The organism is Comamonadaceae bacterium OTU4NAUVB1, assembly GCA_024372625.1.
GTDB lineage: Bacteria > Pseudomonadota > Gammaproteobacteria > Burkholderiales > Burkholderiaceae_C > Variovorax.
Map to the genome: position 1 here is coordinate 2,009,626 of CP099605.1, position 15,854 is coordinate 2,025,479.

14 protein-coding genes are annotated in these 15,854 nt (G+C 71.6%); 8 read left to right on the top strand and 6 right to left on the bottom strand.

Annotated features, from left to right (window positions below; translation table 11 throughout):
* Positions 1-9 precede the first annotated feature (9 nt).
* Entirely contained in the window at positions 10-381 is a 372-nt protein-coding gene (locus NF681_12935; GenBank protein ID UST53225.1) for a hypothetical protein, read from the bottom strand.
* A gap of 160 nt (positions 382-541) precedes the next feature.
* On the opposite strand from NF681_12935, the gene NF681_12940 reads away from it, so the two are divergent.
* Both NF681_12940 and NF681_12945 read left to right on the top strand, forming a co-directional pair.
* The gene (locus NF681_12940; protein ID UST53226.1) at positions 542-1,570 is read left to right on the top strand and encodes a P1 family peptidase; all 1,029 of its coding nucleotides are present in this window, start codon (positions 542-544) and stop codon (positions 1,568-1,570) included.
* Positions 1,571-1,575: 5 nt separating this feature from the next.
* Entirely contained in the window at positions 1,576-2,949 is a 1,374-nt protein-coding gene (locus NF681_12945; protein ID UST53227.1) for an ABC transporter substrate-binding protein, read from the top strand.
* An 81-nt stretch (positions 2,950-3,030) separates the two neighbouring features.
* On the opposite strand, the gene ettA is transcribed toward NF681_12945, so the two are convergent.
* Entirely contained in the window at positions 3,031-4,692 is a 1,662-nt protein-coding gene (gene ettA / locus NF681_12950) for an energy-dependent translational throttle protein EttA (protein ID UST53228.1), read from the bottom strand.
* A gap of 344 nt (positions 4,693-5,036) precedes the next feature.
* Here ettA and NF681_12955 point away from each other — a divergent pair, with 344 nt between their 5' ends.
* Entirely contained in the window at positions 5,037-6,851 is a 1,815-nt protein-coding gene (locus NF681_12955; protein ID UST53229.1) for a DEAD/DEAH box helicase, read from the top strand.
* 113 nt (positions 6,852-6,964) lie between these two features.
* Here the strand turns inward: NF681_12955 and NF681_12960 are convergent, their stop codons facing one another.
* A complete protein-coding gene (locus tag NF681_12960) occupies positions 6,965-7,888 on the bottom strand; it encodes a tripartite tricarboxylate transporter substrate binding protein (protein ID UST55769.1) in 924 nt (307 codons plus the stop codon).
* 319 nt (positions 7,889-8,207) lie between these two features.
* On the opposite strand from NF681_12960, the gene NF681_12965 reads away from it, so the two are divergent.
* The 3 genes from NF681_12965 to NF681_12975 are packed head-to-tail and all read left to right on the top strand — an operon-like array spanning position 8,208 to position 10,593.
* A complete protein-coding gene (locus NF681_12965; GenBank protein ID UST53230.1) occupies positions 8,208-9,185 on the top strand; it encodes a 2-dehydro-3-deoxygalactonokinase in 978 nt (325 codons plus the stop codon).
* Positions 9,182-9,826 carry a 2-dehydro-3-deoxy-6-phosphogalactonate aldolase gene (locus NF681_12970; protein UST53231.1) on the top strand — a complete coding sequence of 215 codons (645 nt, stop codon included), beginning with the start codon at positions 9,182-9,184 and terminating at the stop codon, positions 9,824-9,826. The genes NF681_12965 and NF681_12970 overlap by 4 nt, the downstream gene beginning before the upstream one ends.
* An 11-nt stretch (positions 9,827-9,837) precedes the next feature.
* Positions 9,838-10,593, top strand: coding sequence for an aldolase (locus NF681_12975; protein UST53232.1), 756 nt, complete (start codon positions 9,838-9,840; stop codon positions 10,591-10,593).
* Positions 10,594-10,596: 3 nt separating this feature from the next.
* Here the strand turns inward: NF681_12975 and NF681_12980 are convergent, their stop codons facing one another.
* From NF681_12980 to NF681_12990, 3 genes are all read right to left on the bottom strand, one after another.
* Positions 10,597-12,048: an MATE family efflux transporter gene (locus tag NF681_12980; protein ID UST53233.1), complete on the bottom strand. Its 1,452-nt coding sequence runs from the start codon at positions 12,046-12,048 to the stop codon at positions 10,597-10,599.
* A 29-nt stretch (positions 12,049-12,077) separates the two neighbouring features.
* On the bottom strand, positions 12,078-13,421 hold the full coding sequence (locus tag NF681_12985) for an MFS transporter (protein UST53234.1): 1,344 nt from the start codon (positions 13,419-13,421) through the stop codon (positions 12,078-12,080).
* Between the two features lie 86 nt (positions 13,422-13,507).
* Positions 13,508-13,996 carry a MarR family winged helix-turn-helix transcriptional regulator gene (locus NF681_12990; protein ID UST53235.1) on the bottom strand — a complete coding sequence of 163 codons (489 nt, stop codon included), beginning with the start codon at positions 13,994-13,996 and terminating at the stop codon, positions 13,508-13,510.
* 53 nt (positions 13,997-14,049) lie between these two features.
* Between NF681_12990 and NF681_12995 the strand changes: the two genes are divergently transcribed.
* Positions 14,050-14,658: a PaaI family thioesterase gene (locus NF681_12995; protein UST53236.1), complete on the top strand. Its 609-nt coding sequence runs from the start codon at positions 14,050-14,052 to the stop codon at positions 14,656-14,658.
* 115 nt (positions 14,659-14,773) lie between these two features.
* Positions 14,774-15,838 carry an extracellular solute-binding protein gene (locus NF681_13000; GenBank protein ID UST53237.1) on the top strand — a complete coding sequence of 355 codons (1,065 nt, stop codon included), beginning with the start codon at positions 14,774-14,776 and terminating at the stop codon, positions 15,836-15,838.
* Positions 15,839-15,854: the final 16 nt, after the last annotated feature.

Sequence of the window (15,854 nt, forward strand, 5' to 3'; positions counted from 1 at the left end):
TCGCGCCGCTCACTCCTCGGGCGGCGGAGCGGTGAGGTATTCGGCACCGCAGACCTTGCAAGTCGCCGAATCCGGGCGCTCGTCCGTCGCGGGACGAAAGTTCAGCGGGTTCTTCACGCCGCCCAGGACCCAGCAGCGCGGGCAGTGCGCCTGACCCGTGACGGGAAGGTAGCCACGCGAACGCTGCTGGGCACGGTCGCGGGTGACGGGCGCGCCCATCTGCTCGATGCGCGCCACGTCGTGGGCCACCGAGGTCCAGTGCTTGCCCTGCGCCGTGTCGCGCAGGCCGTAGACGACACGGGCGAACTCCAGCGGCGCCTGCCGCAGCAGAGCGGCGATGCGGTGCTGTTCGAGTGACGGATCGATGGCGGTGTGATTCATCGGGCGTGCGGGCGAGCTTTGCTGGCAACAAGTTAACACATAGTTCTCATTTTTGTTCTTCTTTGGTTAACACGCTGAAAATATGAGTACTTTCATATGTTGAATCGATGGTCGACCGGCACCCCGGGAGGCCTCGCATCCCGCCCCGGATAATCGCATCATGCCCCCCCCGCTTCCTCTCGTTCCGGCCCCCGGCCCGGGTGCCATCACCGACGTCCCGGGCATCGAGGTCGGCCATTTCAGCGACACGCGCCGCCCGACCGGCTGCACCGCGATCCTGGTGCGCGACGGCGCGATCGGCGGCGTGGACGTGCGCGGCGCGGCGCCCGGCACGCGCGAGACCGACCTGCTCGCGCCTGGCAACCTGGTGACGCACGTGCACGGCGTCATGCTCGCCGGCGGCAGCGCCTGGGGCCTGGCCGCCGCCGACGGGGCGATGCGCTGGCTGGAGGAACGCGGCATCGGCCTGGACGTGCGTTTCGGCGTCCTGCCCATCGTGCCGGCGGCGGTGCTGTTCGACCTGCCGATGGGCGACGCGCGCATCCGACCCGACGCCGCCTCGGGCTACGCGGCCTGCGAGGCCGCTTCCTCGCGGCCGCCCGCCGAAGGCAACGTCGGCGCCGGCAGCGGGGCGCTGGTGGGCAAGCTCTTCGGCGTCGAACGGGCGATGAAGGGCGGCATCGGCAGCGCGTCGGTCACGGTCGGTGGCGTCACCGTCGGCGCGCTGATCGCGTGCAACGCGCTGGGCGACGTCCTCGATCCCGACACGGGGCGGGTCGTCGCGGGCGCGCGCACCGCCGACGGCGCCGCGCTGCTGGACACCCGGCGTGCCCTGCTGCGCGGCGACCCTCCGCGTCCGCTGCTCGCGGGCACCCACACCACGCTCGGCGTGGTCGCGACCGACGCGGCGCTGACCAAGGTCCAGGCCAGCCGGCTCGCCGCGGTCGCGCACGACGGGCTGGCGCGCGCCATCAACCCGGTGCACACGATGAGCGACGGCGACACCCTCTTCGCGCTGGCCACCGGTCGCGTGCCGCTCGAGGGCGATGCGCCCGGCATGACCGTGCTGGGCACCATGGCGGCCGAGGCGGTCGCGCGCGCCACCCTGCGCGCGGTCCTGGCGGCGCGCTCGGTGGATGTGGGTGGCTGGCACGTGCCGTGCGCGGGCGAACTGGCGGCCGGGCGTTGAGTCGGATGCCCAAGACGCTCAAGCTCGTCCTGCTGTCGCTGCGCGACCTGATCGTCTCGATCGGTCCGGTGGTGTTCGTCGTCATCGGCCTGCTGATCGCCGCCTACTGGTGGCTCGACCCGCAGCCGCCCCGGCGCGTGACCCTGGCCACCGGCCCGGCGGGGAGCGCCTATGCCGAATTCGGCCGCCGCTACGCGCAGGCGCTGGCCCTCGAGGGCATCCAGGTCGAACTGCGCGCGAGCGACGGCTCGCTGGACAACCTGCAGCTGCTGCGCAACGGCGGCGCCGACCTGGGCTTCGTGCGCGGTGGCAGCGCCGACGTGGTGGCCGACGAGCGCGCCGGACTGACGTCCCTCGGCAGCCTGTTCTACGAACCGCTGTGGGTCTTCTACCGCGCCGACGTGGCCGCGCGCGTCGATCGGCGGACCTCGGCGCTGACCTCGCTGGCCCAGCTGCGCGGCCTGCGCGTGAACGTCGACAAGCACGGCAGCGGCGTGCCCGAGATGGTCGACCAGATGCTGCGCGCCAATCGCCTGGACACCACCTCGCTCGCGCTGTCGCACCTCGAACCGACCCCGGCCGCCGAGGCGCTGGAACGTGGTTCGCTCGACGCGGTGATGTTCGCCTCGGCCCCGGAGGCGGCCCTGGTGCAGCGGCTGCTGCGCACGCCCGGCATCCGCCTGATGGACTTCGGCCAGAGCGACGCCTATGCGCGGCGGTTCGCCTTCCTGTCGGCGGTGACGCTGCCGCGCGGCGTGGTCGACCTGGCGCGCGACCTGCCTTCGCACGACGTGTCGATGCTCGCGGCCACCACCTCCCTGCTGGCGCGCGAACAGACGCATCCCGCGCTGCGTCAGTTGTTCGCGCAGACCGCGCAGACCCTGCACGGCGGCGCCGGCTGGTTCAACCGCGCGCGCGATTTCCCCAACACCCGCACCAGCGAACTGCCCGTGAGCCCCGAGGGCGACCGCGCCATCAACGGCACGCCGCCCTTCTGGCAACGCTATCTGCCCTTCTGGGCCAGCAACCTGGTCGAGCGCATGTGGCTGGTGCTGGGCGGCCTGCTGGTGCTGATGCTGCCGCTCAGCCGCGTCGTGCCGCCGCTCTACCAGTTCAGGGTGAGGTCGCGCGTCTTTCGCTGGTATGCGCAATTGCGCGACATCGAGAACAAGGTCGACGCCGACCGCAGCGACACCCGGCGCGAGGCGCTGGTCGCGGAACTCGACGAACTCGACCGCGTCGTCAACAAGGTGGCCGTCCCGCTGTCGTACGCCGACGAGCTGTATGCGCTGCGGCACAACATCCGCATCGTGCGGGAGCGGCTGATGGAAGGCGATGGGCCCGTCGGCACGGCACCGGCGCGGCGCGCGGCCGGTTGAGGACGTCCGGAGACGACCGGCCCGGGTCCCCACCTCCCCGTGCCCGGTGCGAGGGAGGAAGGGACCCCGGGCGAGCCCCCCTTACTTCAGGGCCTTGTAGCGCATGCGCTTGGGCTTGGCGCCCTCCTCGCCCAGGCGCTTCTTCTTGTCGGCCTCGTACTCCTGGTAGTTGCCGTTGAAGAAGGTCCACTGGCTGTCGCCCTCGGCGGCCAGGATGTGCGTGGCGATGCGGTCGAGGAACCAGCGGTCGTGGCTGATGACCATCACCGTGCCGGCGAATTCCAGCAGCGCATCTTCCAGGGCGCGCAGGGTTTCCACGTCGAGGTCGTTGGACGGTTCGTCCAGCATCAGCACGTTGCCCCCGGCGATCAGGGTCTTGGCCAGGTGGAGGCGGCCGCGTTCGCCGCCCGAGAGCGTGCCCACCTTCTTCTGCTGGTCGGCGCCGTTGAAGTTGAAGCGGCCCGCGTACGCGCGGCTGGCCATCTGGAACTTGCCGACGTTGATGATGTCCAGGCCGTTGGAGATGTCTTCCCACACGGTCTTCTGGTTGGCGAGCTCGTCGCGGTGCTGGTCGACGAAGGCGGCACGCACCGTGGAGCCGATGACGACGTTGCCGCTGTCGGGCTGCTCCTTGCCGGCGAGCAGCTTGAACAGCGTGGACTTGCCCGCGCCGTTCGGGCCGATGATGCCGACGATGGCGCCCGGCGGCACGGTGAAGCTCAGGTTGTCGATCAGCATGCGGTCACCGAAGGACTTGCTGACGTTGTGGAACTCGAAGACCTGCTGGCCCAGTCGCTCCGCGACCGGGATGAAGATCTCCTGCGTCTCGTTGCGCTTCTGGTATTCCATGTCGCTCAGCTCCTCGAAGCGGGCGAGGCGGGACTTGCTCTTGGCCTGGCGCGCCTTCGGGTTCTGGCGCGACCATTCGAGTTCCTTCTTCAGGGCCTTGGCATGGGCTTCCTCGCTCTTCTGCTCCTGCGCCAGGCGTTCACCCTTCTGCTCGAGCCAGGTGCTGTAGTTGCCCTTCCACGGAATGCCGCGTCCGCGGTCCATTTCCAGGATCCATTCGGCCGCGTTGTCGAGGAAGTAGCGATCGTGGGTGATGGCCACGACGGTGCCCGTGAAGCGCTGCAGGAAGACTTCCAGCCACTCCACGGATTCGGCGTCCAGGTGGTTGGTCGGCTCGTCGAGCAGCAGCATGTCGGGCTTGGACAGCAGCAGGCGGCACAGCGCCACGCGTCGCTTCTCGCCCCCCGACAGCAGGCCGATCGTCGCGTCCCACGGCGGCAGGCGCAGCGCGTCGGCGGCGATCTCCAGCTGGTGCTCGGAATCGGTGCCGGCGGTGGCGATGACGGCTTCGAGTTCGGCCTGCTCGGCGGCCAGGGCGTCGAAATCGGCGTCTTCCTCGCCATAGGCGATGTAGACCTCCTCCAGACGCGCCTTGGCGGCGAACACCGCGCCCATCGACTCCTCGATCGATTCGCGCACCGTGTGCTCGTTGTCCAGCTTGGGTTCCTGCTCCAGGTAGCCGATGGTCATGCCGGGCATCGGCAGCGCCTCGCCCTCGTACTCCTTGTCGACGCCGGCCATGATCTTGAGCAGGGTCGACTTGCCCGAGCCGTTGAGGCCGAGCACGCCGATCTTGGCGCCCGGAAAGAACGAGAGCGAAATGTCCTTCAAGAGCTGCCGCTTGGGCGGCACGGTCTTGCTGACGCGGTTCATCGAATAGACGTATTGGGCCATCTGTGTGTGTGCGTGTGTGGTGTCGGGTTTGCTGCGGAATGGCGTGGCGCGAGGGTGCGCTGGCGGCCGGTGCGGCGGGTCCATGGAGGCCCGCGCGGGAACGTCGATTATCCGCGCAGATCGACGGGATGCCGATCGTGCGACAATCCGCCTTCGTCGCCGGGTGCAGTTGCCCGCGACAGCGGCTCTTCCGCCGGGGACAAGAAGACACCACGCATTCGCATGCGACGGGCCTTCGGCTCCCACCCCTGATTCATCCGCCTTGACTGGCCGGGTCGCTCCCAACCAAAAGAGCACCACGGCGGGCTGATGCCACCGCGCCATGCAAGGCGCCATTGCTTCCAATGACTTTCGCAGAACTGAATCTGGCCCCGGCCATTCTCAAGGCCGTGCTCGAGCACGGCTACGACACCCCCACCCCCATCCAGGCCCAGGCCATTCCGGTAGTGCTCGACGGCCACGACCTGCTCGGCGGCGCGCAGACGGGCACCGGCAAGACCGCGGCCTTCACGCTGCCGCTGCTGCAGAAGCTCTCCACCGGCGAGCGCGCGCGCAACAAGTTCGGCGGCATCGGCATCCGCGCCCTGGTGCTCACCCCGACGCGCGAGCTCGCCGCGCAGGTCGAGGAATCGGTGCGCACGTACGGCAAGTACCTCGAGCTCACCTCCAGCGTGATCTTCGGCGGCGTGGGCATGAACCCCCAGATCAGCAAGCTCAAGAGCGGCGTCGACATCCTGGTGGCCACGCCCGGGCGCCTGCTCGACCTGCAGCAGCAGGGCATGCTGGACCTCTCGCAGGTGCAGATGCTGGTGCTCGACGAGGCCGACCGCATGCTCGACATGGGCTTCATCCACGACGTGAAGAAGATCCTGGCGCTGGTGCCGCGCGACAAGCAGAGCCTGCTGTTCTCGGCCACCTTCAGCGACGAGATCCGCGACCTGGCGGCCAACCTGCTGAAGAACCCGCAGAGCATTCAGGTGACGCCGCGCAACACCACCGTCCAGCGCATCACGCAGGTGATCCACCCGGTGGGCCGCGGCAAGAAGAAGGCGCTGCTCGCGCACATCATCAACGAGCACAGCTGGAGCCAGGTGCTGGTGTTCACGCGCACCAAGTTCGGCGCCAACAACGTCGCCGAATTCCTGACCAAGAACGGCATCGAGGCGATGGCGCTGCACGGCAACAAGAGCCAGAGCGCCCGCACCCAGGCACTCGCCGGCTTCAAGAGCGGCGACATCCGCGCCCTCGTGGCCACCGACATCGCCGCGCGCGGCATCGACATCGACGAGCTGCCGCACGTCGTGAACTACGAGATCCCCAACGTCAGCGAGGACTACGTCCACCGCATCGGCCGCACCGGCCGCGCGGGCAACAGTGGCGAGGCCGTGAGCCTGGTCTGTCTGGACGAGGAAGGCTTCATGCAGGAGATCGAGCGCTTCACCAAGCAGCAGATCCCCGTGAAGATCGTCGAGGGCTTCGGCCCCGAGGACGACGAGCGCGCCGAACCCATCGCCATGGGTCGCCAGACGATCTGGGGCGGTGCCGGACGCCCGCCGAGCCGCGACGTGATGCAGGCCGCCGCCAAGGCCGCCCGCACCGAGATGCTCCAGCGCATCCGCGACAACAAGGCCGGCCAGGGTGATCGCGCCGGCGGCGGCCAGGGCGGCAACGGTGGCGGCAATGCCGGTGGGCCGCGCCGCGGCCCGGCGCCCCAGGGTGCCCGTGGCGGCAACGGCGGCGGCAGCGCCCAGGGCCCGCGTGGTCAGGGTGCCCGTGGCCCGCAGGGCGGCGGCGCGGGTTATCGCGGCGCGCCGAGCCCGGCGCGCGCGCCCCAGCCGCACCATGCGGCACCTCACGCCGGCGTGCCGCACGACGAGCGTCAGCCGCGTCATCACGGCAACAGCCACAGCCCGACGCAGGCCAACCAGGTCGCGCACCTGCGCGCCGAAGCGGTCGCCGGCGGCGAAGGCCAGCCCGATCCGTTGCGCACCAGCGTCGACGCCTTCGGCGGCGGCCGTGGTCGCCGGGGCGGCGGTGGCGGTGGCGGTGGCGGCGGCTACGGTGGCAACCGTTCCGGCGGCGGTGGCCGTTCGGGTGGCGGTGGCGGCTACGGGGGTGGCGGCAACCGCTCCGGCGGCGGCGGCCGTTCGTTCGGCTGACCGGACGGGTCTCCCGATCCCTCATTGAAAAAAGGCGCTTCGGCGCCTTTTTTCATGGGGTGGTCGATCCGGCCGCGCCGCGGGGCGCGAAGGCGCCCGACGGAACGCGCGCCCTACGAACGGATGCCCAGCTTGGGCACCAGGTCCTTGAAGAATTCGTGGTCGCGCTTCATGGCCGCGCCGAACTCCGGCGCGTCCAGGTAGGAAAAGCCGAGGTTGAGCTTCTCCAGCGCCTCGGGCAGCGCCGGGTCGGCGGCGGCCTTGCGCGTGGCCACCCGCAGCACGTCGACGACCTCGGCGGGCGTGGCCTTGTGCACCGCCAGACCGCGCCACGTGCCGATCGACAGATCGACCTTGCGTTCCTTCAGCGTGGGCACCTTGTCGAAGGCCTTCAGGCGCTGGTCGGCCATGACCGCGAGCATCTTCAGCTTGCCGCCCTGCACGTGCGCGGCGACCTCGCCGGGGCTCACGGCCACCGCGTCGATGTGGCCGCCCAGCAGCGCCACCACGCCCGGCGCCGCGCCCTGGTAGGGCACGTGGTTGAACTTGACGCCGGCGCGGTCCTCCAGCGCGGCGGCGGCCAGGTGCCAGATCGAGCCGTTGCCGGAGTTGCCCACACGGACCTCGTCGGGCTTGGCCTTGGCGGCCGCCAGGAACTCCTCGATCGTGTTCCACGGCGCCTCGGCGCGCACCGTGATGGCGGCCGGGTCGGCGTTGAGCCGGGCGACCGGCTGGAAGTCGGCGTAGGTGAACTTGGACAGGTTCAGGTGCGGCAGGATCACCAGCTCGGCGATCACCACGCTGACCTTGTAGCCGTCGGACTTGCCGTTGAGCACGTCGCTCATGCCCACGACGCCGCTCGCGCCGGGCTTGTCGTTGACGATCAGCGGCTGCGGCAGGTGCTTCTTCACGATCTCGGCGAAGGCGCGCGCCAGCGCGTCGGTCCCGCCGCCCGCCGAGGCCGGCACGACCAGTTCGATGGGCTTGTTCGGGTAGGCGGGCGACTGCGCGCGCGCCAGGAGCGGCAGCGGCAGCATCGCCACGCCCAGGCCCTGCAGCACGCGGCGGCGCGGGGTACTCGACGGGTTCGACGGATCGGTCATGGGCATGGTCTCGGGCTCGGAGGGATCGGGCATGGGAGAAGCGCCGGGACGACGTCGACGGGAGCCCGTCGCAGGCCCCTCGCGCTCGGCGAAAACCCCGGCGGGCCGGGGGACTTGCCGACTTATCATATGACCATAGAAATCGGCGGACCGGCAGGGCAAACCCTGCGTTTCCGCCACCCGTCGCGCTGCCCGGGCGGCTGCCGCGCGGTCGTTTTCCCTGCAACCCTGTTATTCAAGGAGATCCCTCGGCATGGCATCGGTCGCGGTCGATTGGGGCACGAGTTCACTGCGCGGCGCGCTGCTCGACGCGGACGGCCGCGTCGTCGAGGAACGCGCCGCGCCACGCGGCATCCTGACGGTGCCCACCGGCGGTTTCGCGGCGCTCTTCGAGGAACTCTTCGGCGACTGGATGCGCGCCGCGCCGGGCACGCGCTGCCTGATCTCGGGCATGGCGGGCAGCCGGCAGGGCTGGATCGAGGCGCCCTACTGCCCCTGCCCGGCGGGGCTGGCCGACGTGGCCGCCCACGTCGTCGCGGTCGAACCCGGCCGCATCGCGATGGTGCCCGGCCTGAGCGCCGCGAACGACGGCGTGCCCGACGTGATGCGGGGCGAGGAGGTGCAGCTCTTCGGCGCCATGGCGCTGACCGGACGGCGCGACGGCGTCTTCGTGCTGCCCGGCACGCACAACAAGTGGGTGCGCGTGGCCGACGGGCGCGTCGCCGGCTTCCGCACCTTCATGACGGGCGAGTTCTACGCGCTGCTGTCCACCCAGTCGATCTTGGCGCGCACGCTCGACGCCGCCGCGCCGCTGGACGAGGCCGCCTTCGCCCAGGGCGTGGCGCGCTCGGGCAACGGCCACGGACTGCTGCACAACGCCTTCGGCGCCCGCACGCTGGCGCTGTTCGACCGGATGGGCGCGGCGCCGCTGTCGAGCTATCTGTCGGGCCTGCTGATCGGCGAGGAGCTGCGCACGCAGGCGCTCGACGCGGACCACGACGTCGTGCTGATCGGCTCGCCCGCGCTCACGCAACGCTATGCGCTGGCCCTGCGCGCGAACGGCATCGCCAGCCGCACGCTGGGCGCCGAGGCGACCTGGGCCGGGCTGCATGCGCTGCACGGGCCGACGGCCTCCGGCGGAGCCTGGGACGCACCCGGGCGACCTTTCTCCGAACGCCACACGCCATCCGGCAGGACGACCCTGGCACCGCAACGAACGAAACCGACATGACCCCTTCCGCCCACGACACCTTCGAAGCCGCGCTGCGGCAGCTCCCGCTCGTCGCCATCCTGCGCGGCCTGACGCCGGCCGAGGCGCCCGCCGTCGGCGACGCGCTGATCGAAGCCGGTTTCCGGCTGCTGGAGGTGCCGCTCAATTCACCCGATCCCCTCGAGAGCATCGCCCTGCTGCGCGCGCGCTGTCCGGACGCGCTCGTGGGCGCGGGCACCGTGCTGACCGTGCGGCAGGTCGACGAGGTGCGCGAGGCGGGAGGCGAGCTGATCGTCTCGCCCAACTTCGACGCCGCCGTCGTCGCGGAGACGGCGCGCCGGGGCCTGGTGAGCCTGCCGGGCGTGGCCACGCCGAGCGAGGCCTTCGGCGCGCTGGCGGCCGGCGCGAGCGGTCTGAAGCTGTTCCCGGCCGAGGCGGCCTCGCCGGCCGTCGCCAAGGCGTGGCTGGCGGTGCTGCCACGCGGCACGCGGCTGATGCCGGTGGGCGGCATCGGACCTCGCGACATGGCGGCCTGGCGGGCGGCGGGCGCGACCGGCTTCGGCATCGGCTCGGCGCTCTACAAGCCGGGCAAGTCCGCCGCGGCGGTCGGCGAGGACGCACGCGCGTTCGTCGCCGCCTGGCACGACGCCACGCGCGCCTGAGGGACGCGGCCATGCCGGACACCACCCTCGCCGACGCCCGCGCCGAGTACGCGAGCCCCGCCGTCGCCCGGCTGCGCGAGGACCTCGCGCTGGCCCTGCGCGCGGCGGCGCACCACGGCCTCTCCGAGGGCGTGTGCAACCATTTCAGCGTCGCCGTGCCCGGCGACGCCGAGCGCTACCTCATCAATCCGCGCGGGCTGCACTGGAGCGAGGTCGACGCCGACGACGTCGTGCTGATCGACGTGCGCGGCGAGGTCCTGGCAGGCCGCCACCGCGTGGAGCCGACCGCCCTCTTCATCCACGGCGCGGTGCATCGCATCACCGGTCACGCCGTGGTGCTGCACGTGCATGCGCCCTACGCCACCGCGCTCACGCTCACCGTCGACCGCGCGCTGGACCCCACGCTGAGCCAGAACGCGATGCGCTACCTGGGTCGCATCGCCATCGACGACGCCTACAACGGTCTGGCGCTCGACAACGCGGAGGGCGAACGCATCGCCCGCGCCATGGCCGGCAAGGACGTGGCCTTCCTGGCCAACCACGGCGTGCTGGTGGCGGGCGCGACCCTGGCCCACGCCTACGACGACCTGTACTACCTGGAGCGCGCCTGCCTGCACCAGGTCATCGCGCAGTCCACCGGCCGGCCCCTGGCGCCGGTCGATGCGGTGCTGGCCGCGCGCGTGGCGGCGCAGGTGCAGGGCGAACGGGAGCAGTCGGACCTGTTCTTCGAGGCCCTGCGCCGCCTGCTGCCGGCGTCTCGGCGCTGACGCTCAGGAACCCGCCGGCCGCAGCCGCCGCAGCAGGCCGGCCGTGGTACGCGGCCAGCCCACGCGACCGAACCACGCCCCACCGGCGATGGCCGAGGCGATGACCACGCCGTACACCGCCAGGGCCACGCCCTGCGCGACGAAGACGTGGACCAGTTCGCCGCTCCAGCGCAGCGCCAGCCAGCCGCCCACGCCCGCCACCGCCAGCCGCGCCAGGTTGCCCAGCACCGGCCACAGCAGCCGCCCCGCGCCCTGCGAGGCGAAATACAGCACCAGCCCGACCCCGAAGAAGCCGTAGAGCGGACCGACCGCGCGCAGGTACTGGGACCCGGTCTCCAGCATCGCCGGGTCGCTGCCGAACAGCATCAGCCAGGGCCGGGGAAACAGCGCCGCCGTGATGCCGATGGCCTCCGTGAGCACGAACGCCAGGCCGGCGCCGGTCCAGGCCGCGCGCATCGCCCGTTCGCGCTGGCCGGCGCCGATGCAGGTGCCCACCATCGCCACCAGCGGGGCGCCCAGGCCGAAGACCAGGGGCACCAGCAGGTACTCCAGCCGCGAGGCCGTGCCGTAGCCGGCGATGGCGCCGGCGCCGAAATGCGCCGATTGCGCCGTGGCGATGCCGATCGACAGGTTGGTCGCCACGGTCGAGACCGCGCCGATCAGGCCGACGCGCAGGATGTCGCGGAACAGCGTCCAGCGCAGCCGCACGCCCGCGAGCCCCAGCCGCAGCAGGCTGCGCGGCGAGCGCAGGTAGGCCAGCAGCACCAGCGTGCCGCCGAGGTAGTAGATCAGCAGCGCCAGCGCCCCGCCCGCGATGCCCAGGCCCGGCACCGGCCCCCAGCCGAAGATCAGGAGCGGCGACAGCGGCACCAGCACCACCACGCCGGCCACCGTGACGTTGGCCGGCACGGCCATGTTGCCGGTGCCGCGGATCACCGCCGCCAGCGCGTTGAACAGCCACACCAGCACCGCCCCGGCGAAGACCCAGTGCGAATACGTCAGCGCGGCGTCGAGCGCGGCCCCGCCGCCGCCCATGAGCGCGTAGAGCCAGCGTCCACCCAGCCACAACGCCACCGTGAAGACGACGCCGAAGCCCAGCGCGATCACCAGCGCGTGCACCACCAGCGCGTCGGCGGTGTCGCGCCGCCCCGCGCCCAGCGCGCGCGCGATGGCCGAGGCGATGCCACCGCCCATCGCGCCGGCCGAGGTCATCTGCATCAGCATCACGATCGGGAACACGAGCGCCATGCCGGCGAGCGCGTCGGTGCCGAGCTTGCCGACGAAGTAGGTCTCGACCAGGCCGACGGCCGCCTGCGCGACCATCACCAGGACGTTGGGCGCGGCCAGCCTCAGCAGGGTCGGGACGATCGGCGCCTCCAGCAGCAGGCGGGTGCGGGCGTCCAGGACCCGGGGTGCGGCCGTGGCCGTGGAAGCGGAGGCGGCGGTGGCGTTCATGGCGATCCGATCGTGACCGTGGGTTCGGTTCAGGCGCGCGCCGCCGCGCTCGACGCGCGGGCGGGGGACGAGGGCGATGCGGGCGGCGACGTGCCGGCCGGCACGCCGGGCCGGCGGATCGCCATCACGACCAGCGCGGCGACCAGGCAGGCGGCACCGGCCGCGTACAGCGCCGGCGTGTAGGTCAACAGCAGCGTGCGGGAGAAGCCGGCGCCGTAGGCCGCTGCGGCCGCGCCCAGCTGGTGGGCGGCGAAGATCCAGCCGAACACCAGCCCGACCTTCTGCGGACCGAACGCGGCCCCGGCGAGCTTCACCGTCGGCGGCACGGTGGCGATCCAGTCGAGACCGTAGAACATCGCGAACAGGCCCAGGCCGTAGAACGTGAAGTCCGAATGCGGCAGCCAGAACAGCGACAGGCCGCGCAGGCCGTAGTACCAGAACAGCAGCTTGCGGTTGTCGTAGCGGTCGGACAGCCAGCCCGACAGGATGGTGCCGACGAAGTCGAAGGCGCCCATCATCGCCAGCACCGACGCGGCCGGCACCGCCGACAGGCCGTTGTCGCCGCACAGCGAGATGAAGTGCGTCTGCACCAGGCCGTTGGTGCTCAGTCCGCAGATGAAGAAGGTGCCCGCCAGCACCCAGAACGTGCGGTGGCCCGAGACCTCGCGCAGGGTCGTGAACGGCGTGCGCCAGGTCATGGCGGCGGCGCCCGCCGCGGGGGCGGCGGCGGCGGCCTCGGGCGTCTGGCCGTAGGGCCGCAGCCCCAGGTCCGACGGCCGGTCGCGCACCAGCGCCAGGCAAAGAAAGGCGATCAGCACGGCCCCGACGAACACGGGCGCCACGGCCGAGCGCCAGCCCCAGTGCTCGATCATCCAGGCCGCCACCGGGAGGAACGCGAGCTGCCCGGTGGCGGCGCTGGCCGTGAGCAGGCCCACCACCAGCCCGCGGCGGGCGACGAACCAGCGGTTGGCGACCACCGCGCCGAGCACCAGCGCCGTCAGCCCCGTGCCGATGCCCAGCATCAGGCTCCAGACGATGAACAGCTGCCAGAGCTGCGAGGCCAGCGTGACCAGCGCCATTCCCGAACCCACCAGCGCCAGGCCGACGCACATCACCGCGCGCAGTCCGTAGCGCTCCATCAGCACCGCGGCGAACGGTCCCATCAGCCCGAACAGCGCGAAGCGCAGCGCGAGCGCCGAGGAGATGTCGCCGGTGCTCCAGCCGAATTCCCGCCCGAGCGGCTGCATCATCGCCCCGGGCAGGCCGAGCGCGGCCGACATGGTCAGCATCGTGAGGAAGGTGATCGCCGCGACGACCCAGCCGTAGTGGATGCCGTGGCGCTGCAGCCACGGGAAGAGTCGTTGGGCGAGCATGGTGCGGGTCCTGGCGGTGGGGGTTCGGAGGCGGCGCGACGGTCTTCGGCGGCGGTCTTCGGCGGCGGTATCGGTGTTGGCGTCGCTCAGTCGCCGCCGCCGGCGGGCGCGTCGCCGCCCATCAGGGCCATCGCGTCGTCGATCAGCGTGTGCAGCGCCCGCACGCGGTCGAGGCCCAGCCGGTCGTTCAGGGTCCGCTGCGCGACCTTCCAGTGCGCCTGCCCTTCACGCCGCTTGGCGATGCCCGCCGGCGTGATGCGCACCAGGCGGCTGCGCGCATCGTCGCCCGCGCCCAGGTCGAGCCAGCCGGCGGCGATCAGCGGCTGCAGGTTGCGGCTCAGCGTGGAGGCGGTCATTCCCATCGCGGCGGCCAGGTCGACCGGGCGCAGCGGGCCGAGCTTGAGCACATGCGAGAGCAGCGAGTACTGCGTCGTCTTCAGGCCGCTGCGCGCCATCTCGACGTCGTAGTGCTGCGAGACGCGGCGCATCAACTGGCGCACCTTGAAGCTGGTGCAGCCCTGCGGCCGGGAAGGCACGGCGAGCGTGCCGGCCGATGTCACATTGTCGGTGTCCATGCCAACGATTGTACCTACAATCGTTGCATGTGCAACTCAATCAGGACCCTGGCATGACCGACGACACGACCCGGACGACCGACACGGACGCCGCCCGCACCCTGGCGCGCTGGCTGGCCGAGGAACGCGCGGTGGCCGCGCGGCTCGACGCCGGTCCGGGGCCGGGCCTGGCCCGGCCCGAAGCGATCGCCGGGCGCAGCGGCCTGGAGGTGATGCGCGCGATGCTCGACGGGACGCTCCCCTACGCCGCCATCGCCCGCACGCTCGACTTCACCATCGTCGAGGTCGGCGACGGCCGCGCCGTGTTCCAGGGCACGCCCCTCGCGCGGCACCTCAACCCGCTGGGCACCGTGCACGGCGGCTGGATCGCGACGCTGCTCGACTCGGCCCTGGGCTGCGCCATCCACACCCTGCTGCCGGCCGGACGCGGCTACACGACGGCGGAGCTGGGCGTGAACTACGTGAAGGCCGTGACGCCCCGCGTGCCGTGCGTGCGCGCCGAGGGCCGGGTGATCCACTGCGGCCGGCAGCTGGCCACCGCCGAGGCCCGGCTGGTGGGCGCCGACGGCACGTTGTACGCGCACGCGACGACCACCTGCCTGGTGTTCGAGGCGCGCGTGGACCGGGACGCGGCGGCGACGCCGTCGCCCGGCGGCCGATAGCTGGCCCTGGCGCAGGGGCAATGCGGTCGGCGAGGCCGTTACAGTTGAAAATCATTCTCATCGGCTTTGCCGGTGCGCTTCGTTTCTCGACAACAACATCCGGAGGAATCCTTCCATGACCGACCGCCCCCGCGCGACCGGCCGCTCGCCGCGCGCCCTCGCCTCCCTCACCGCCGCCGGCATCGCCCTCGCCGTGCTATCGGCCACCACGGTCGTGCAGGCGGCCGACGAACTCACGCTCTACACCACGCGCGAGCCGGGCCTGATCCAGCCGCTGCTCGCGGCGTTCACCGCGACCACGAAGGTGCAGGTGAACACGGTGTTCGTGAAGGACGGCCTGCTCGAACGCGTGAAGGCCGAGGGCACGCGCTCGCCGGCCGACGTGCTGATGACGGTGGACGTCGGCAACCTGATCGACCTGGTCGAAGGCGGCGTGACGCAGCCGGTGACGTCCGCCGCGCTCGAATCGGCCGTGCCCGCGCCCCTGCGCGGTGCCGACGGACAGTGGTTCGCGCTGTCGATGCGCGCCCGCGTGCTGTACGCCGACAAGTCATTGAAGCTCGGCGCCTTCCGCTACGAGGACCTCGCCGACCCGAAGTGGAAGGGCAAGGTCTGCATCCGCGCCGGCCAGCACCCCTACAACACGGCGTTGGTCGCCGCGCTCATCGCGCACGACGGGGAGGCGAAGGCCGAGCAGTGGCTGCGCGGCGTCAAGGCGAACCTGGCGCGCAAGGCGACCGGTGGCGACCGCGACGTGGCGCGCGACATCCTCGGCGGCATCTGCGACGTCGGCCTGGCCAACTCCTACTACGTCGGCCAGATGAAGGCGTCCAAGGAAGGCACCGACGCGCGCCGCTGGGGCGACGCCATCCAGGTGGTGCGCCCGACCTTCGCCAACGGCGGCGGCACGCACGTCAACATCAGCGGCGCGGCGGTCGCCCGGAACGCGCCGCAGCGCGCCAACGCGGTGAAGCTGCTGGAGTTCCTGGTCTCGGCGCCGGCGCAGGCGCTCTACGCCCAGGCCAACTACGAGTACCCGGTGCGCAAGGGCGTCGCGCTCGACCCGATCATCGGCCAGGCCATCGGCGAGCTGAAGGTCGATGCGCTGTCGCTCGCCGAGATCGCGAAACACCGCAAGCAGGCCAGCGTGCTGGTCGACAAGGTCGGCTTCGACCGTTGAGCCTTCCCGCGAGTCA

What these genes read in the sequence shown, in the direction of transcription:
- NF681_12960 (UST55769.1), bottom strand. Translation starts at nt 7,888, where the DNA reads ATGCTGCCGCTGCCGCTCCTGGCGCGCGCGCAGTCGCCCGCCTACCCG.
- NF681_12940 (UST53226.1), top strand. Translation starts at nt 542, where the DNA reads ATGCCCCCCCCGCTTCCTCTCGTTCCGGCCCCCGGCCCGGGTGCCATC.
- NF681_12955 (UST53229.1), top strand. Translation starts at nt 5,037, where the DNA reads ATGACTTTCGCAGAACTGAATCTGGCCCCGGCCATTCTCAAGGCCGTG.
- NF681_12935 (UST53225.1), bottom strand. Translation starts at nt 381, where the DNA reads ATGAATCACACCGCCATCGATCCGTCACTCGAACAGCACCGCATCGCC.
- ettA (UST53228.1), bottom strand. Translation starts at nt 4,692, where the DNA reads ATGGCCCAATACGTCTATTCGATGAACCGCGTCAGCAAGACCGTGCCG.
- NF681_12965 (UST53230.1), top strand. Translation starts at nt 8,208, where the DNA reads ATGGCATCGGTCGCGGTCGATTGGGGCACGAGTTCACTGCGCGGCGCG.
- NF681_12995 (UST53236.1), top strand. Translation starts at nt 14,050, where the DNA reads ATGACCGACGACACGACCCGGACGACCGACACGGACGCCGCCCGCACC.
- NF681_12980 (UST53233.1), bottom strand. Translation starts at nt 12,048, where the DNA reads ATGAACGCCACCGCCGCCTCCGCTTCCACGGCCACGGCCGCACCCCGG.
- NF681_12975 (UST53232.1), top strand. Translation starts at nt 9,838, where the DNA reads ATGCCGGACACCACCCTCGCCGACGCCCGCGCCGAGTACGCGAGCCCC.
- NF681_12985 (UST53234.1), bottom strand. Translation starts at nt 13,421, where the DNA reads ATGCTCGCCCAACGACTCTTCCCGTGGCTGCAGCGCCACGGCATCCAC.
- NF681_12990 (UST53235.1), bottom strand. Translation starts at nt 13,996, where the DNA reads ATGGACACCGACAATGTGACATCGGCCGGCACGCTCGCCGTGCCTTCC.
- NF681_12970 (UST53231.1), top strand. Translation starts at nt 9,182, where the DNA reads ATGACCCCTTCCGCCCACGACACCTTCGAAGCCGCGCTGCGGCAGCTC.
- NF681_13000 (UST53237.1), top strand. Translation starts at nt 14,774, where the DNA reads ATGACCGACCGCCCCCGCGCGACCGGCCGCTCGCCGCGCGCCCTCGCC.
- NF681_12945 (UST53227.1), top strand. Translation starts at nt 1,576, where the DNA reads ATGCCCAAGACGCTCAAGCTCGTCCTGCTGTCGCTGCGCGACCTGATC.